Below are 16,677 nucleotides of genomic sequence, written 5' to 3'. Positions count from 1 at the left end.
ATCGCAATGTCCGGGCGGTATCGGACACATGACTAGGATGCCCTGGTGCTGTGGGGGCGTGCGACCGATCAAGCGGTGATCGACGGCTTGCTCGACCGGGCGCGTGCCGGACGTTCCGGCGTGCTCGTGGTCGGGGGCGATCCGGGCATCGGCAAGACGTCACTGCTGGCCTACGCCGGGGAGCTCGCCCAGGACATGGGCGTGCTGCGCGGCGTCGGCGTCGAGACCGAGGCGGAGATCCCGTTCGCCTCGCTCCACCTGCTGCTCGGGCACGGGCTCGACCGGCTGGACACGCTGCCCGAGCCGCAGGCGGCCGCCCTGCGCGGCGCCTTCGGCCTGGGCCCGGTGACCAACCGGCTCCTGGTGGGCCTGGCCGTGCTGTCGCTGCTGGCCGAGCTGGCCGAGGGCGGGCCGCTGCTGTGCCTGATCGACGACGCGCAGTGGCTCGACCAGGAGTCGGCGCGGGCGCTGCGGTTCGCGGCCCACCGGCTGCACGCCGAGGGCATCGTCATGATCTTCGCCGCGCGCGACGGCTTCGATCCCTCGGGCCTGCCCGAGCACCGGCTGTCGGGCATCGACGAGGGCAGCGCCGCCACGCTGCTCGCCCACGCGGCCCCCGGGCTCGCCCCCGGCACGCGCGACCGGGTCATCGAGGAGAGCTGCGGCAACCCGCTCGCCCTGCTCGAACTCCCGCGTACGGACCTGCCCGCCTACGACCGGAGCCCGCTGCCGCTGCCCGCCCGCATCCAGCGGGCGTACGAGGCCCGCATCGCCGAACTTCCCCCGGACGCCCGGAAGGCGCTGCTGGTCACCGCGCTGACCGACGGCGGCGACCCGGACGTGATCGTACGGGCGGGCCGGGAGTTGGGGGTCGCGCCCGCGGCGCTGGGCGTGGCCGAGAAGTCCGGCCTGGTCAGGATCGACGGCGGTCGGGTGGCCTTCACCCACCCCCTCATGCGCGCGGCGGCCTTCCGGCACGGCACCTACGATCTGCGGCTGGAGATCCACGCGATCCTGGCGCGGCTGCTCGAGCATCAGCCGGACCGGCGGGCCTGGCACCTGGCCGCCGCCGCCACCGGCCCCGACGAGACGGCGGCGCGGGCGCTGGAGCAGGCCGCACGGCGCGCCCGGGAGCGCGACGGCAACGCCGGGGCCTGCGCCGCGCTCGAACGGGCCGCCGAGCTCACCGAGGACCACGCGCTCAAGGCGGGGCGGCTGACCGAGGCCGCCGTCGCCGCCGCCGACGCGGGCCAGGCCGGCCGGGCCAAGGAGCTGGTCGAGCGCGCCGCGGCGCTGGTCACCGACCCCCGTTCCCGCGCGCGGCTGTGCGACCTGCGCGCCAGGATCGCGTTCGACGAGGGCGCTCCTCACCTGGCCCACGACCTGCTCATGACGGGCGCGGAAGAGCTGACGGCGCTCGCGACGGCGGACGCGGAGGGCCCCGGCGGGCCGGACTCCGACGAGCAGGCGCGGCAGGACCGCATCGCGGCCGGGCTCATGCTGACCGACGCCGCACGCAACGCCTGGCAGCTCAGCGACCCGGCCAGGGTCGCCGAGGCGGCCGAACGCCTGCACAAGCTCGGCCTGCGTCCGGAGGACGGCCTCGACCCCGCCATCCAGGCCGTGACCGGCGCGGCCGTGCTGCTGCGGCAGGGACCGGCGCAAGGGCTCCCCATCATGCGCGACATGGTCGCCAGGGGCGGCCGGATCGCCTCCGGCGCGCACGCCTTCCGGATCAACGCGGCCTTCGTCGCCCCGCTCGTCGGCGACTTCAGGACCGGGCACGACATCTCGGCCGCCATGGCCGCGGAGTGCCGGGCCACCGGCGACATCGGCAAACTCCCCCTGGTCCACGTCACTCTCGCCGCCGCCGAGCTGTATCTGGGCAGGTTCAGGGACGCCGAGGCCACCGCGGGCGAGGGCCTGCGGCTCACCGCCGGCACGGGGCAGCGCAACCGGGCGGGCTACCTGGAGGGCACGCTGGCCTGGCTGGCGGCCGTACGGGGAGAGGCGGACCGATGCGCCGAGCTGGCCGCCCGCTCGCGCGACCGCTTCGACGCCAACCACATCGTCAACGGCCTGGCGTGGGCCGAATGGGCACTGGCCCTGCTCGACCTCGGCCAGGGCCGGTTCGCCGAGGCTCTCGACCGGCTCGACACCGCCATGACCGGCCCGGTGCGCCACCAGATCCAGGCCGTCTACTTCGCCCCCGACCAGATCGAGGCGGCCGTACGGCTCGGCCTGCCCGCACGCGAGCCGCTGCGCCGGTTCGAGGAGTGGGCGACGGCCTCGGGGCAGGACTGGGCACTGGCCGTCCTGCACCGCTGCCGCGCCCTGCTCGAAACCGGCTGGGAGCGGGCGCACGAGGAATTCGGCGCCGCCGTACGGCTCCACGCCGGCAGCGGCCGTCCCTGGGAGGCGGCCCGCACCAGGCTCGCCTTCGGGGAGCGCCTGCGCAGGGAGCGTGACAAGGGCAGTGCCCGGCCGCACCTGCGGGCCGCGTGGGAGACCTTCGAGCGGCTGGGCGCCCGCCCGTGGGCCGAGCGCGCCCGCACCGAGCTGCGCGCCACCGGAGACACCAGCTCCCCTGCCGCGCGTACGGAAGCGCTGTCGGCGCTGTCCCCGCAGGAACTGCAGATCGTGCGGCTGGCCGCCAAGGGCCTGACCAACCGGGAGATCGGCGCGCAGTTGTTCCTCAGCCCGAAGACCGTCAGCTACCACCTCTATCGGGCGTTTCCGAAGCTCAACGTGGCCAGCCGCGCCCAGCTCGCCGGCCTGGACCTGTCCTGACCGGTGCGCCGCCCGAACTCGCGGCCCGACATCGCCTGTTTGTCAGGCATTGTCGCGTCTGGCGGGACATACTGAACCCGACCCCGTAGGAGCACCTGGGGAGGGCCGGCATGAAGGCCGAGGAACGCTGGCAGGCCAGGTTCCGGGCACCGCGGGTGTCCCTGCCCACGTGGGCGCGCCAGGCGCCGCAGCGTGCCGTCTACCGCGGCAACGCCTCCGGCTCCTGGGAGATCTACGCCTGGGACCGGTCGAGCGGCCAGACCCGTCAGGTCACCGACCGCCCCCGCGGCACCCGGTATGGCGCGATCGATCCCACCGGCCAGTGGATCTGGTGGTTCGGCGACATATACGGCGACACGGACGACGACGAGCGGCACGACGGGCACGGCGTGTGGTCGCGACAGCCGTTCCACGGCGGCCCGGACGTGCCCCTGGCCATGCCACCCGGCCACCCCTGCGGGCTCGCGCTCTCCTCGGACGGCGCCGCGGCCGTGGGCCGCTCCTCCCGGGACGGCTTCGAGATCCTGCTGGCCAGGCCCGGGAACGAGCCGGTCACGCTGTATCGCCACCACGAGCACGCCGCGGTCGCGGACATGTCGCTCGACGGCTCGCTCATCGCCGTCAACCACAGCGAGCACGGCGACGTCCTGCACCCGGCCGTACGGGTCATCAGGGCGAACGGCTCGACGGTCGCCGAGCTGAACGACGGACCGGGCAGGGGCGTGACCGGCGGCAGGTTCGCCCCCGTCCCCGGCGACCGGCGCCTGCTCGTCCTGCACGAGCGCCGGGGCCGCCGCGAACCGCTCGTGTGGGACCCGGTGACCGGCGAGCAGCGGGAGATCTGGCTGCGGGTGCGCGGCGAGATCTCCGCGGACTGGTACGACGACGGCCGTGCGTTGCTCATCATCCACAACCAGCGGGGACGCACGGAACTGCTGCGCTACGACCTCGCCGGAGGCGGCCTCACCCCGATCGAGAGCCCGCACGGGGTGATCGAGGCGGCCGCGCCGCGCCCGGACGGCACCGTCGAGTACGCCTGGTCGAGCGCCGCCCACCCGCCGGTCGTCAAGTCGAGCAACGGCCACGTGGTCTTCAGCCCGGGGCGCACGCCGCCGCCGTCCGTGCCGCTCGAGGACATCGACGTGGAGGGCCCCGGCGGGCGCATCCACGCCCTCGTCTCCCGGCCGGAGCGGGTGGCCGCGCCGTACCCGACCGTGTTCCTCCTCCGCAGCGTGCTGCCGGGGTTCGGCGGCGGCCCGGGCGGCCAGGACGACGACTCGTTCCGGCCGCAGGTCGCCGCGTGGGTCGACAGCGGTTTCGCGGTGATCAGGGTGAACCACCGCGGCTCGGCCGGCTACGGCTCGGCCTGGCGCGACGCCCTGCGCGGCGAGGTCGGCCACATCGAGCTGGCCGATGTGACGGCGGTGCGCGAGTGGGCGGTGGAGCGCGGCATCGCCGATCCCGACCGCCTCGTGCTCGCCGGCACGGCGTGGGGCGGTTACCTGACCCTGCTGGCGCTCGGCACCCAGCCGAAGTCGTGGGCGGCGGGGATCGCCGCCGTGCCCATCGCCGACCACGCGGCGGCGTACGAGGACGAGGCCGAATGCCTGCGCGCGGCGCACCGGGCGCTGCTGGGCGGCTCCCCGGCCGAGGTGCCCGAGCGGTACGCCGCGTCCTCCCCGATCACCTACGCCGACATGGTGGAGGCCCCGCTGCTGATCCTCACGGGGGCGAACGACCCGCGCTGCCCGGCACGGCAGGTGGAGCACTACGTGCGGGCCCTGGCCGACCACGGCAGGGAGGCGTCCGTCTACCGGTACGACACCGGACCGGGCACGCCGAGGGTGGAGGAGCGGGTGCACCAGATGGCCGCGTCCATCGACTTCGCCGTCCGCGCTCTTGCCGCCCGCGGGTAGCGAAGGGCGACCCACGTCCCGGCCGGGCCCTCAGGCCATGAGGGGATGGCGTACTCCCGATCCCCGGTGACACATCAGCCGTGCTTGTCGCCGTGATGGTCGATGACGCGGATGAGCAGGTCGATCAGGTTACGCCGGTCGGCCGCGGGCAGCGGGGCGAGGAACTCGTCTTGAGCGGTGGCGATCAGCCGGTCGAGGTGGCTGAGTTGCCCTCGGCCTGCCGCGGTGATGGTGATGATGTTGCGTCGGCGGTCTTCCGGGTCGGGTGTGCGTTCGAGGAGTCGCCGGTCGGCGAGTTCGTTGACGGTCGCCACCATGTCGCTGCGGTCGATGCCGGTTCGGCGACCGAGAGCGGCCTGACTGGCCGGGCCGTACTCCTCCAGCGTGGCGAGCAGGGCGTAGTGGTAGCGCCGGACGCCGGCCTGGGCGAGCGCTTTGTCCACGATCCGGTTGGCGGTCAGTGCCGCCTGGTTGGTCAGCCTGCTCGGCAGCGTGCGCAGCCGCCGCGGCGGTGTTCCCTCTCCGGTGTCCACCTGCGCAATCTAGCAAGTTGTTGGCAAGGCCCACGATTACCCTTATTGTTGGTTGAGCCAACGTTGGCCACGCCAACATTCTCTTCGAGAAGGCGCATAACTGACACCTTGGAAAGGTGGATGACTGACATGCCGGACACGAACTTCCCCGCCGACGTGGTGAACCTGGGCGCGAGCATCCGGGGGCGCACGCTCCGCCCCGGTGACGAGGGCTTCGAGGAGGCCTGCTCCGGCTGGTTGCTGACGATCGTGCACCGGCCCGCGGCGATCGTGGTCGCCGCCGACGCCGGCGACGTGGCCGCCGCCGTCCGGTTCGCGGCGGAGGCAGGACTCCCGGTTGCGGTGCAGTCGACCGGGCACGGCCCGTCGGTGCCCGCGGATGGAGCCGTGTTCATCGCCACCGGTGAGCTGCGCGAGCTGTCGGTGGACCCGCGCGCCGGCACCGCACGCCTCGGGGCCGGGCTGCGGTGGGGCGAGGTGCTCAGTGCGGCGGCCGAGCATGGCCTCGCGCCGCTGTGCGGCTCCTCCGGACAGGTCGGGGTGATGGGCTACCTGACGGGCGGCGGGCTCCCGCTGACCTGCCGTACGTACGGCTTCGCCGCCGACTATGTCCGCTCGCTCGACATCGTCACCGCCGACGGCCTGCTCGGCACCGTCTCGCCCACGCAGGAGCCCGACCTGTTCTGGGCGGCGCGGGGCGGCAAGAGCAACTTCGGTGTCGTGGTCGCGGCCGAGATCGAGCTGCTGCCGCTGCGCACCATCTACGGGGGTCAGCTTTCCTACCCGGTCGCGAACCCCGGGCACGCCGCCCACGTGCTCGGCTCCTACCTGGCCTGGGCCAAGGAGCAGCCGGACGAGATGTCGTCCTCCGCGACGCTGCTGCGCTTCCCCGACGCGCCGCAGCTGCCCGAGGACTTCCGTGGCCGCTCGTTCGTGCAGGTCCGAGTGGTCTACACAGGGGACGAGGAGCAGGGCGCGCGGCTGGTGGAGCCGTTGCGTGCGCTCGGCCCGGAGAAGGACACCTGCGGCGCCATGCCGTACACGCAGATCACCGAGATCTACCAGGACCCCAAGAACCCGGTCATGGTGCACCTGCGCAGCGCGTTGTTGCGCGAACTGGACGATGAGGCCGTGGAGGAGCTGGTCTCGTTGATCGACCCGTCGACGCCGGGAGGGCCGTTCCCCGGCATCGAGCTGCGTCACCTGGGCGGAGCGCTGAACCGGGCGCCCGGCCGCTCACACGCGGTCGGCACCCAGGGCGCCGCCTTCCACCTGTGGTTGCGGTTGCCGGCTCCGGCCGAGCAGGCCGGCGCGGCGCGCACGGCCGCCGACCAGGTGCTGGAGCGGCTCCGGCGATGGGACACCGGCGCCATGCTTCCGGGGTTCCTGTTCGACCACGACTCGACTCCCGAGCAGGTCAGGCGGGCCTATACGGAGGCGGACCACCGGCGGCTGGCGGCTCTGAAGGCGATCTACGACCCGAACCACCTTTTCCGTATCAACCACAGCATCCCGCCGGCCGGTAACGGTGAGCGCACCCGATCGTGAACGGCGCAGGACATGAGCACAGGATCGACCGCCCCGGCTCAGCTCGTGACTAGGGGGCGCGCAGGACGAGGATGGCCAGGTCGTCGGCGCTCGGCTCGGGCGCGAAGTCCTGCACGGCGCGGCGGATGCGCTCGGCCACCGCGCGGGCGGACAGGTCGATGCACTCCGCCAGCAGCTTGGCCAGGCCGCCGTCGTCGTCGAGCAGCCGGCCGCCCGACCGCCGCTCGGTCACCCCGTCGGTCACGCCCAGCAGCACGTCGCCGGGGGTGAGCCGCAGGTTGTCCTCCTGGAACTTCGCCTCGGGGAACACCCCGAGCAGCGACTGCGGCGAGGCGACGACCTCGACAACGCCGTTCGGCCGCAGGCGCAGGGCCTCCGGGTGCCCGGCCGAGACGAGGCGGATGTCGAGCCCCTCCGGCACGACCGTGATCTGGCCGTGCAGCAGCGTCAGGAAGCGGGCGCGCTCCCCCTCCTCCAGGATGGCCTGGTTGAGCCGGCCCACGACGGCGGCCACGCCGTACCCCTCGCGGGCGAGCAGGCGGAGCGTGTGACGGGCCAGCCCGGTGACCGCCGCGGCCTCGGGCCCGGTGCCGCAGACGTCGCCGATCGCGAAGCGCCAGACCCCGTCCGCGATCGGGAACAGGTCGTAGAAGTCGCCGCCGACCTCGTTGTTCTCCCCGGCCGGCTCGTAGATGACATGGAAGTCGAGCCCGGGGGTCGTGGGCTCGTCCGGCGGCAGGAGGCTGCGCTGCAGCGCCCTGTTGGCCGCCGCCTGCTGCGCGTAAAGGCGGGCGTTGTCGAGCGCGAGCGCCGCGCGCCGGCTGAGGTCCTCGGCGATCTGCATCGCCTCGTCGGGGAAGCGGTCGCGCCGGCCCAGGCACATCACGCCGAGCCGCCGCCCGCGGGCGGTCAGCGGGTAGGCCAGCGCCTGCCACTCGCTCATCGGCAGCACGGCGGGGTCGTCGTCCGCCGGCAGCGCGATCTCCTCCAGCTCGTCGCGCATGGTGTCGATCTGGGTCTCGTCCGCGTGCCAGAGGTAGGCGGGCCGCAGCTCCCCCAGCCCGTCCTGGTCGGTGTAGACGGCACACCAGCTCGCCAGGCGCGGCACCACGATCTGCGCGATGATCGCCGGGACCATATCCGGGTTGAGCGTGCCCGCGAGCAGGTCGCTCGCGTCCGCGAGGAAGCCCAGCCAGCCCGGGCCGTGCGCGGCCTCCAGCAGCCACTCGTCGCTCTGCACCGGCTCCCCGCCCGGAAGTTCCAGGCGGGCCCAGCGGGTGCGCAGCGCCGAGGTGAACGTGACGCCCCACGTGATGGCGTCGGCCGGCGGCCCGAAGTCCTGGCCGTCCGTCTTCTCCCGCACCTCCACCTGGATGGACTCGCCGTGGTGGAGCCACACGACCTCGAAGGGCGCGCCGGCCGCCTCCGCCACCAGTTCGCCCACCAGGCGCTCGGCCTCGGGGTACACGGACATGGCGGCCCACGCCGTCATCACCTCGCGCGTGAACCGCTTCACTTCGGGTACGGCCGTCTCACCCGGCGTGAAGGACGCCGCCAGGACGGCTCGAGGGGTAGTTGTCACCACCATTGTGCTTACCACACTTCCGCCTGACCTCGGGTCAAGCAAGGGGGCCCCGCACCCCACGGAACGTGACAGACTGGCATGGAGTCCGCGGCTGGACAGGCCGTACGAGGCCCTACGCCTTGGTCGCGTCAGCCCCGTCGGGGTAAAGGAGGCTAAATGTCGCCCGCCAACGCCGAGCTGGCCGGGACCGAACGGGTCTACCGCGAATCCGATCTCGTTCCCTTCCTGGAGACGCTCATCACATGGCGTGACGGCGACTTTCGCCGCCGCGTCTCCCACGCCCCGCCGGGAGTCCTCAGTGAGATCCGGCTGCTGCTCAACGAGGTCGCGGACCGGCGCGAACACCTGGCCAACGAGCTGGCCCGGGTGCGCCGCGAGATCGTCAAGGAGGGCCGTTTCACCGAACGGCTGAGCCCGGGGCCAGGCGTCGGCGCGTGGGCGGAGAGCGTGGGCTCGGTCAACGACCTCATCGACGCCATCGTGACGCCGGTCAGCGGCGCCGCCGACGTCATCGACGCGGTGGCCAAGGGCGACCTGTCCCGCCGGATCGACGTGGACCGCGCGGCCCGGGGCGAGGTACGCCGCCTGGGCAAGGCCATCAACGGCATGGTCGACCAGCTCTCGCTGTTCACCTCCGAGGTGACGCGGGTCACCCGCGACCTCGGCACCGAGGGCAAGCTGGGCGGCCGGGCCAACCTGCGCGGCATGTCGGGAAGCTGGCGCGACCTCACCGAGGCCGTCAACACGATGTCCGACCGCGTCTCCGCGCAGGTCCGCGACATCGCCGAGGTGACGACCGGGGTCGCCCGCGGCGACCTGAGCCGCAAGGTCACCGTCGACGCCGTCGGCGAGATGCTGGAGCTCAAGCACACCGTCAACACGATGGTCGACCAGCTCTCGGCCTTCGCCGAGGAGGTCACCCGGGTGGCCCGCGAGGTCGGCACCGAGGGCAAGCTGGGCGGGCAGGCGCAGGTGCGCGGCGTGTCGGGCGTCTGGAAGGACCTCACCGACAACGTCAACTTCATGGCCAACAACCTGACCTCTCAGGTGCGGCAGATCGCCGTCGTCTCCACCGCCGTAGCCAAGGGCGACCTGTCCAGGAAGATCACGGTGGACGCCCAGGGCGAGATCCTGGAGCTCAAGGAGACCCTCAACACGATGGTCGACCAGCTCTCGGCGTTCGCCGACGAGGTGACCCGGGTGGCCCGCGAGGTCGGCACCGAGGGCAAGCTGGGCGGCCGCGCCGAGGTGAAGGGCGTGTCGGGCGTCTGGAAGGACCTCACCGACAACGTCAACTCGATGGCCAACAACCTGACCTACCAGGTGCGCAACATCGCCCAGGTCACCACCGCCGTCGCCAACGGCGACTTCACCCGCAAGATCGACGTCGACGCCCAGGGCGAGATGCTCGAGCTCAAGAGCACCATGAACACCATGGTCGACCAGCTGTCGTCCTTCGCCTCCGAAGTCACCCGAGTCGCCCGCGAGGTCGGCACCGAGGGACGGCTGGGCGGCCAGGCGCAGGTGCGCGGCGTGTCGGGCATCTGGAAGGACCTCACCGACAACGTCAACTTCATGGCCAACAACCTGACGTCGCAGATCCGTCAGATCGCCCTCGTCTCCACCGCCGTGGCGCAGGGCAACCTGTCCAAGAAGATCACCGTGGACGCCCAGGGCGAGATCCTGGAGCTCAAGGACACGATGAACACGATGGTGGACCAGCTGTCCGCCTTCGCCGACGAGGTGACCCGCGTCGCCCGCGAGGTCGGCACCGAGGGACGGCTGGGCGGCCAGGCGCGCGTCCCCGGCGTGTCGGGCGTCTGGAAGGACCTCACCGACAACGTCAACTCGATGGCCAACAACTTCACCTACCAGGTGCGCAACATCGCCCAGGTCACCACCGCCGTCGCCAACGGCGACCTGACCCGCAAGATCGACGTCGACGCCCAGGGCGAGATCCTCGAACTCAAGAGCACCATGAACACCATGGTCGACCAGCTGTCGTCCTTCGCCTCCGAAGTCACCCGAGTCGCCCGCGAGGTCGGCTCGGAGGGCCAGCTCGGCGGCCAGGCCCGCGTCGAGGGCGTCGAGGGCACCTGGAAGCGGCTCACCGAGAGCGTGAACGAACTGGCCGGCAACCTGACCACCCAGGTGCGCGCGATCGCCGAGGTGACCAGCGCCGTCGCCAGGGGCGACCTCACCCGGTCGATCACCGTGGAGGCGCCGGGCGAGCTGGCCCAGCTCAAGGACAACATCAACACGATGGTCGCCACCCTGCGCGAGACGACCAAGACCAACCAGGAGCAGGACTGGCTGAAGTCCAACCTGGCCCGGATCTCGCGCCTGATGCAGGGCCACCGCGACCTGATAGAGGTCGCCCGGCTGATCATGAGCGAGCTCACCCCGCTCGTCTCGGCCAGCCACGGCGCCTGCTACCTGTACGACGACGGCCGGCTCAACCTCATCGCCGGCTACGGCATCCAGCCGGGCTCGACCCCCAAGCCGAGCTTCGAGCTGGGCGAGGGGATCATCGGCCAGTCCGCCCTGGAGGCCAAGCAGGTCATCCTGGAGGGCGTGCCGGTCGACTCGATCACGGTCGAGACCGGGCTCAGCCGGTCGAACCCCGCGCAGATCGTCGTACTGCCGATCCTCTTCGAGAACAAGGTGCTCGGCGTCCTGGAGATGGCCTCGTTCAGGCAGTTCAGCGAGGTGCACCTGGCGTTCCTCACCCAGCTCGTCGAGACCATCGGCGTCACGATCAACACGATCATGGCCAACTCCCGGACCGAGGACCTGCTCACCGAGTCGCAGCGGCTCGCGATCGAGCTGCAGGAGCGCTCCGACGAGCTCCAGCGCCAGCAGGAGGAGCTGCGGCGGTCCAACGCCGAGCTGGAGGACAAGGCGGCGCTGCTGGCCAAGCAGAACCGCGCCATCGAGATCCAGAACTTCCAGATCGAGCAGGCCCGGCGGACGCTGGAGGAGCGGGCCGAGCAGCTCGCGGTGTCCTCGCGCTACAAGTCCGAGTTCCTGGCGAACATGTCCCACGAGCTGCGCACCCCGCTGAACAGCCTGCTCGTGCTCGCCAAGCTGCTGACGGAGAACAACGAGGGCAACCTGACCCCGCAGCAGGTCGAGTTCGCCCGGACGATCCACGACGCCGGCTCCGCGCTGCTGCAGCTGATCAACGACATCCTCGACCTGTCCAAGGTCGAGGCGGGCCGCATGGACATCCATCCGCAGGCGATGTCGCTGTCCGCGCTGGTCGACTACATGGAGGCCACCTTCGCGCCGCTCGCGCAGGACAAGGGCCTGTCGTTCACCGTCCAGGTCGATCCCTCCGTGCCCAACGACCTGCGCAGCGACGAGCAGCGGCTGCAGCAGGTGCTGCGCAACCTGCTGTCCAACGCGGTGAAGTTCACCCACGAGGGCGAGGTCAGGCTGGAAGTCACCCACGCGCCCGCCGACGTGCCGTACGTGGACGAGAAGCTGCAGGGCTCGCAGGAGGACATGCTGGCCTTCAGGGTCGTTGACACCGGCATCGGCATCGCGCCGGACAAGCTCGAAGTGATCTTCGAGCAGTTCCGCCAGGCCGACGGCACGACCAGCCGCAAGTACGGCGGCACCGGCCTCGGCCTGTCGATCTGCCGGGAGATCGCCCGCCTCCTCGGCGGCGAGATCCACGTCCAGAGCGCCCCCGGAGAGGGCAGCACCTTCACGCTGTACCTGCCCCCGAACTACTCGGGGCCGCTCGCCGCACCCGACGGCGGCGCGATCGCCACGCCCGTGGAGCCGGAGGGCCGCGCCGACGAGGTGCCCGATCTGCACATCAGGGACATCCTCCCGGAGATCCCCCTCCCGACCGACCTGCCGGTCCCCCAGTACGCGCCGCTGGTGGACGGCCACGACTGGCAGGGGGACGACCCGCTGTCCGGGGCCAAGATCCTCATCGTGGACGACGACATCCGCAACGTCTTCGCGCTGACCAGCGTGCTGGAGCGGCACGGCTCGACCGTCGTGTACGCCGAGAACGGCCGCGAGGGCATCGAGCAGCTCGAACGCAACGAGGACGTGGCGCTCGTGCTGATGGACATCATGATGCCCGAGATGGACGGCTGGGCCACGACCTCGGCGATCCGCACGATGCCGCAGTTCGCCGACCTGCCCATCATCGCGCTGACGGCGAAGGTCATGCGGGGAGACCGCGAGAAGAGCATCGCGTCGGGCGCCTCCGATTACGTGCCCAAGCCCGTCGACGTCGACCGGCTGCTCGAACGGCTGCGCGGATGGCTCATGCGCGGCCGCAGCGGGGGCACAGAACGAACGAGGGGCGTGCCGTCCCCAGAGTCCCGAGACTCCCAGGAGGCGTGATCGATGCCTGACCGCGCCAGGGTCCTGCTGGTCGACGACCGCGAGGAGAACCTGATCGCCCTGGAGGCGATCCTCAGCTCGCTGGACGTCGTGCCCATACGGGCCCGGTCCGGAGAGGAGGCGCTGAAGGCCCTCCTGTCGACCGACTTCGCTCTGATCCTGCTCGACGTGCGCATGCCGGGCATGGACGGCTTCGAGACCGCCGCGCACATCAAACGGAGAGAGCGCACCAGGAACATCCCGATCATCTTCCTGACCGTGGTCGACAGCGCCCCCGACTACGCCTTCCGCGGGTACGCCGCCGGGGCCGTGGACTACCTCACCAAACCGTTCGACCCCTGGGTGCTGCGCGCCAAGGTCGCCGTGTTCGTGGAGCTCTACACGATGAACCGGCGGCTCACCGAGCAGGCGGCGCTGCTGCGCGAACGCCTGTCGAACGAGCTGCCGGGCGGCGGCGACCACACCTCCGTACTGGCCGAACTGTCCGGCCGCGTCACCGCCGTCGAGGACGAGCTACGGCGGGTGCGGGAGCTGGCGGACAAGTCCGGTGACGCGCCCCTGAACGGCGCCGTCGCCGAGCTGAGCGAGCGCGTCGCCCACCTTCGGGCCGGCTTCGACGCCCTCGGCTGACAGTGATGATGTAGATGAACGGCGGCCCGCCGCCACCTAGGTGGTCGTTCGCAACCGGGCCTCGGCGGCCCAGTGGGGTGCGTTCCACTGGTCGGCGATGATGGCGGCCTGGGTGAAGTGAGCGGCGGCCTCGGTGCGGCCTAGGAGGAGGGCCAGCTCGCCGAGGGTGTGGGCGACCGGGCGCAGCGCCACCGCCAGGCTCGCGGCGCCCGCCGGGGGGCCGTCGCGGTGCGGAAGCAGTGCCGCGTAGATCTCCTCGGCGGCGTCGCGGTCGTTCGAGGCGACGATGGCCATCGCGCGCAACGTCGCGAGGAAGGTGAAGAAGAAGTCGGAGCGGATCGGGCTGGGTGACGCCCGGACCTCGCGGGCTTCGGCGTCCAGGCCGTTGGCGTGGAGGGCGAGCGCGAGCAGGTCGGAGGTCATGGGGCCGAGCGTGGCGTGGAGGGCGCGAACGTCGTCCAGGTGCGCACCGAGCGTGCCGTCGTTCAGCCAGATCGTGGCCAGGGCGAGTTGGAGAAAGCCCGTGGCGTGCACCGATCCGGCGCGCCGCATGCCCTCGTCGGCCTTGGCGTAGAGGAGTTCGGCGTCGGCGAACCGGCCTTCGACGAGCGCCAGGGTCGCCAGCGTGATCTCGGCGACGGCGATCGCCTCGGGCATTCGGTAGGTGCGGGCGAGTTCCAGGGCCTCGGTGATCGCCTGGTGCATGGTCACCGGGTCGTTGGCGGCGGCCGCCACGGCGGCATGGTTGAGCAGCCCGGTGACGCGGTAGACCGGCAGGTCGTGCTCGGTGCCGATCTCCACGAGCTCCCGGCAGAGCTCGGCGTCGCCGTGGACTTCGGCCAGGATCCCCAGTGCGGCGGCCCGCAGCCGGGGTCCGGTGGCGAGGTCGAGCGCCTCCTGCGCTGCCTCCAGAACGGTCGGGTCGTCCTCGCCGACCAGTTCGTTCGCATACGCCGTCAGGAGCCGGGACCGTACCGAAGGGGTCAGTTCGCGCTTCAGCAGGCGGCTCAGGCGCTCGACGATGGGCCGGTCCACTGTGCCGTACGTACGGGCCTGCCAGGGGGTCGGCTCCGTCCACGCGGTGAATGCGGCGATCATCAGGTCGTCACGCCCCAGGGACTCCGCGTACTCCACGGCTTCACGGCGTGTCTCGCGGGCGGCCGCGACGGCTCCCGCCCTGATCTGCGCGCGCAGCAGCCTGCCGAGCAACTCGACGCGTTCGTCCGGTCCGGTCGAGTTGGTGACGGCGTCGGTGAGGAGGCAGGCCGCCACGTCGTGGGCGTAGCGGGCCTCGGCGAGCTCGGCGGCCTGGACGCAGTAGCCGACGGCCTTGGGTGAGCCGGCGCGTGCGTAGTGGTGGGCCAGCGCCGAGATGTCGCCGGTGCCTTCCAGGGCATCGGCGATCCGGGCGTGCATGCGGGCTGTGCGGAGGCGGCTGAGGTCGGCGATGAGCGTGTCCCTGACGAGGACGTGGACGAAGCGGACGCGTCCGGGGGCGGGCTCGTTCAGCAGCCCGGCGATGACGCCCGCGTCCAGCGCGTCCAGCACGCCGTCCTCATCGGTGTCGGCGGCTTTCACGAGGACGTCCACCGAGCTTTCCCGGCCTGCGACCGCGGCCAGCCGGAGGATGGACACGCCTCCCTCGGGCAGGCGCGCGAGCCGGCGGCGAAGGACGTCCCGTACGCCTTCGGGGACCTCGGAGAGGGCGACCAGCGCGCCTTCGCCATTCAGCAGCCGGGCGCTTTCGCGCACATAGAACGGATTGCCGCCGGTGCGCTCGGCGATCCCTGCGATGGTCTCCTCGTCGGCCTCGCATTCGGTCCGTACGAGCTCCGCGACGGCCACGTCGTCCAGCCCCGGCAGCGCCAGGCGGAGGGGCGTGGCGCGCGCGAGGGAGGCCAGCGTCTCGGTGAGGTGCCCGCTCTCGTCCGCGCGGTACGCGGCGACGACCAGAATCGGGGCCCGTATGCCGAGGCCGCCGCCGAGCAGCTCCAGCGTGGCGGCGTCCGCCCAGTGCAGGTCGTCCAGCACGACGGCGACCGGGCGCTCCGCGGCGACCGCCGCGAGCCATTTCCACACGGCCTGGCGCAGGCGGAACCGTCCCGCGGTGGCGTCGGCGTTCACCGGCTCGGTGTCGGTGAGCAGCGGCGCGAGGTCGTCGGCGAACTCGCCCGGGGACGTGGCCGCGGCGACGGCTCTCAGCGCCTCGGTCCAGGCCCACGCGGGCGGCGCGCTGTCGACCTCGAGGCAGTGGCCGACGGCGACCAGCCATCCGTCACGTTCAAGCCGCCTGCCCAGGTGTTCCAGCAGCGTCGACTTGCCGAGCCCGGCCTCGCCGGTGACAAGGGCGATGCGGGCGCCGTCGGTGGCGGCCTCGGTGGCGGCCGTGACCAGTGCCGACAGTTCCGCCTCGCGTCCGACGAACGGCGCCTCGGTGATCGGAGCCGGCCGCGGCAGCGGTGCGGTCGGCGGTGGCGGGGGCACGGTCTCGCGCAGGACGTCCGTGCGCTGGGTGAGGATCGCCTCCTCCAACGCCGTCAGATCCGGGCCGGGGTCGAGCCCGAGCTCCTCGGCGAAGATGCCGCGGGCGCGGCGGAGCGTCGCCAGCGCGTCGGCTTGGCGGCCACTGCTCCACAGTGCCAGGGCGTGCAGCCGCCAGCCCTCCTCGCGCAGCGGCTCATCGCGGGTGAGCCGCTCGGCCTCGGGAACCACCGCGGCGGCGTCGCCGATTCGCAGACCCGCCGCGACGTGCAGCTCGGTGGCGACCAGGCGCAGCTCGTTCAGCCGGGCCGTATCGGCGGCGGCCCACGGCTCGTCGGCGACCTCGGCGAACGCCGGTCCCTGCCACAGCCCCAACGCCTCGGCGAGCCGAGACCGGACGGCACGCGGATCGGTGACCGCCCGGGCCTGGTCGAGCAGGTCCTCGAACCGCCACGCGTCCACCGACTCCGGCGGCAGCCGCAGCGCGTAGCCGGGCGACGCGCTCACCAGCAGCCGGGCCTGCGTGCGCGGCGGGCGCCCGGGCTCCAGCAGCCGGCGCAGGTTGGACACATACGCCTGCAAGGACATCAGCGCCCGCGCGGGCGGCTCCCCGCGCCACAGATCCTCGATCATCCGATCGACCGGCACGACCTGCCCACGCGCCGCCACCAGCAACGCCAGCACACCCCGCTGCCGCGGCCCGCCGAGGTGAACGGCCTCACCGTTCACCTCGGCCGCGAACGCGCCAAGCACCCGGATGAAGACCATGATCTGCACATCGTATGTGGACGTTCCAAATCGGCTCCAAGCCCCCTCCAAATACCCG

Annotated in this window: 8 protein-coding genes; 5 read left to right on the top strand and 3 right to left on the bottom strand. The window is 72.2% G+C overall.

The window, feature by feature from the left end; genetic code table 11:
* The first annotated feature begins 45 nt into the window (after positions 1-45).
* Both QSK36_RS12455 and QSK36_RS12450 read left to right on the top strand, forming a co-directional pair.
* On the top strand, positions 46-2,790 hold the full coding sequence (locus QSK36_RS12455) for an ATP-binding protein (RefSeq protein WP_285782490.1): 2,745 nt from the start codon (positions 46-48) through the stop codon (positions 2,788-2,790).
* A gap of 110 nt (positions 2,791-2,900) precedes the next feature.
* Positions 2,901-4,706: a S9 family peptidase gene (locus QSK36_RS12450; RefSeq protein WP_183537760.1), complete on the top strand. Its 1,806-nt coding sequence runs from the start codon at positions 2,901-2,903 to the stop codon at positions 4,704-4,706.
* Positions 4,707-4,780: 74 nt separating this feature from the next.
* On the opposite strand, the gene QSK36_RS12445 is transcribed toward QSK36_RS12450, so the two are convergent.
* Positions 4,781-5,239: a MarR family winged helix-turn-helix transcriptional regulator gene (locus QSK36_RS12445; RefSeq protein ID WP_285782489.1), complete on the bottom strand. Its 459-nt coding sequence runs from the start codon at positions 5,237-5,239 to the stop codon at positions 4,781-4,783.
* A gap of 120 nt (positions 5,240-5,359) precedes the next feature.
* On the opposite strand from QSK36_RS12445, the gene QSK36_RS12440 reads away from it, so the two are divergent.
* Entirely contained in the window at positions 5,360-6,787 is a 1,428-nt protein-coding gene (locus QSK36_RS12440) for an FAD-binding protein (RefSeq protein WP_285782488.1), read from the top strand.
* A 49-nt stretch (positions 6,788-6,836) separates the two neighbouring features.
* Here the strand turns inward: QSK36_RS12440 and QSK36_RS12435 are convergent, their stop codons facing one another.
* Complete coding sequence (locus QSK36_RS12435) at positions 6,837-8,375, bottom strand: PP2C family protein-serine/threonine phosphatase (RefSeq protein WP_183537763.1); 1,539 nt, start codon at positions 8,373-8,375, stop codon at positions 6,837-6,839.
* A 153-nt stretch (positions 8,376-8,528) separates the two neighbouring features.
* Here QSK36_RS12435 and QSK36_RS12430 point away from each other — a divergent pair, with 153 nt between their 5' ends.
* Both QSK36_RS12430 and QSK36_RS12425 read left to right on the top strand, forming a co-directional pair.
* Complete coding sequence (locus QSK36_RS12430) at positions 8,529-12,740, top strand: HAMP domain-containing protein (protein WP_285782487.1); 4,212 nt, start codon at positions 8,529-8,531, stop codon at positions 12,738-12,740.
* 3 nt (positions 12,741-12,743) lie between these two features.
* The gene (locus QSK36_RS12425; RefSeq protein WP_139573846.1) at positions 12,744-13,370 is read left to right on the top strand and encodes a response regulator; all 627 of its coding nucleotides are present in this window, start codon (positions 12,744-12,746) and stop codon (positions 13,368-13,370) included.
* 36 nt (positions 13,371-13,406) lie between these two features.
* Here QSK36_RS12425 and QSK36_RS12420 read toward each other — a convergent pair whose 3' ends face one another.
* Complete coding sequence (locus QSK36_RS12420) at positions 13,407-16,619, bottom strand: ATP-binding protein (protein WP_285782486.1); 3,213 nt, start codon at positions 16,617-16,619, stop codon at positions 13,407-13,409.
* Positions 16,620-16,677 lie beyond the last annotated feature (58 nt).

The organism is Microbispora sp. NBRC 16548 (genome assembly GCF_030268985.1).
GTDB classification, from domain to species: domain Bacteria; phylum Actinomycetota; class Actinomycetes; order Streptosporangiales; family Streptosporangiaceae; genus Microbispora; species Microbispora catharanthi.
This window is presented reverse-complemented; position numbering and strand designations above follow the sequence as displayed.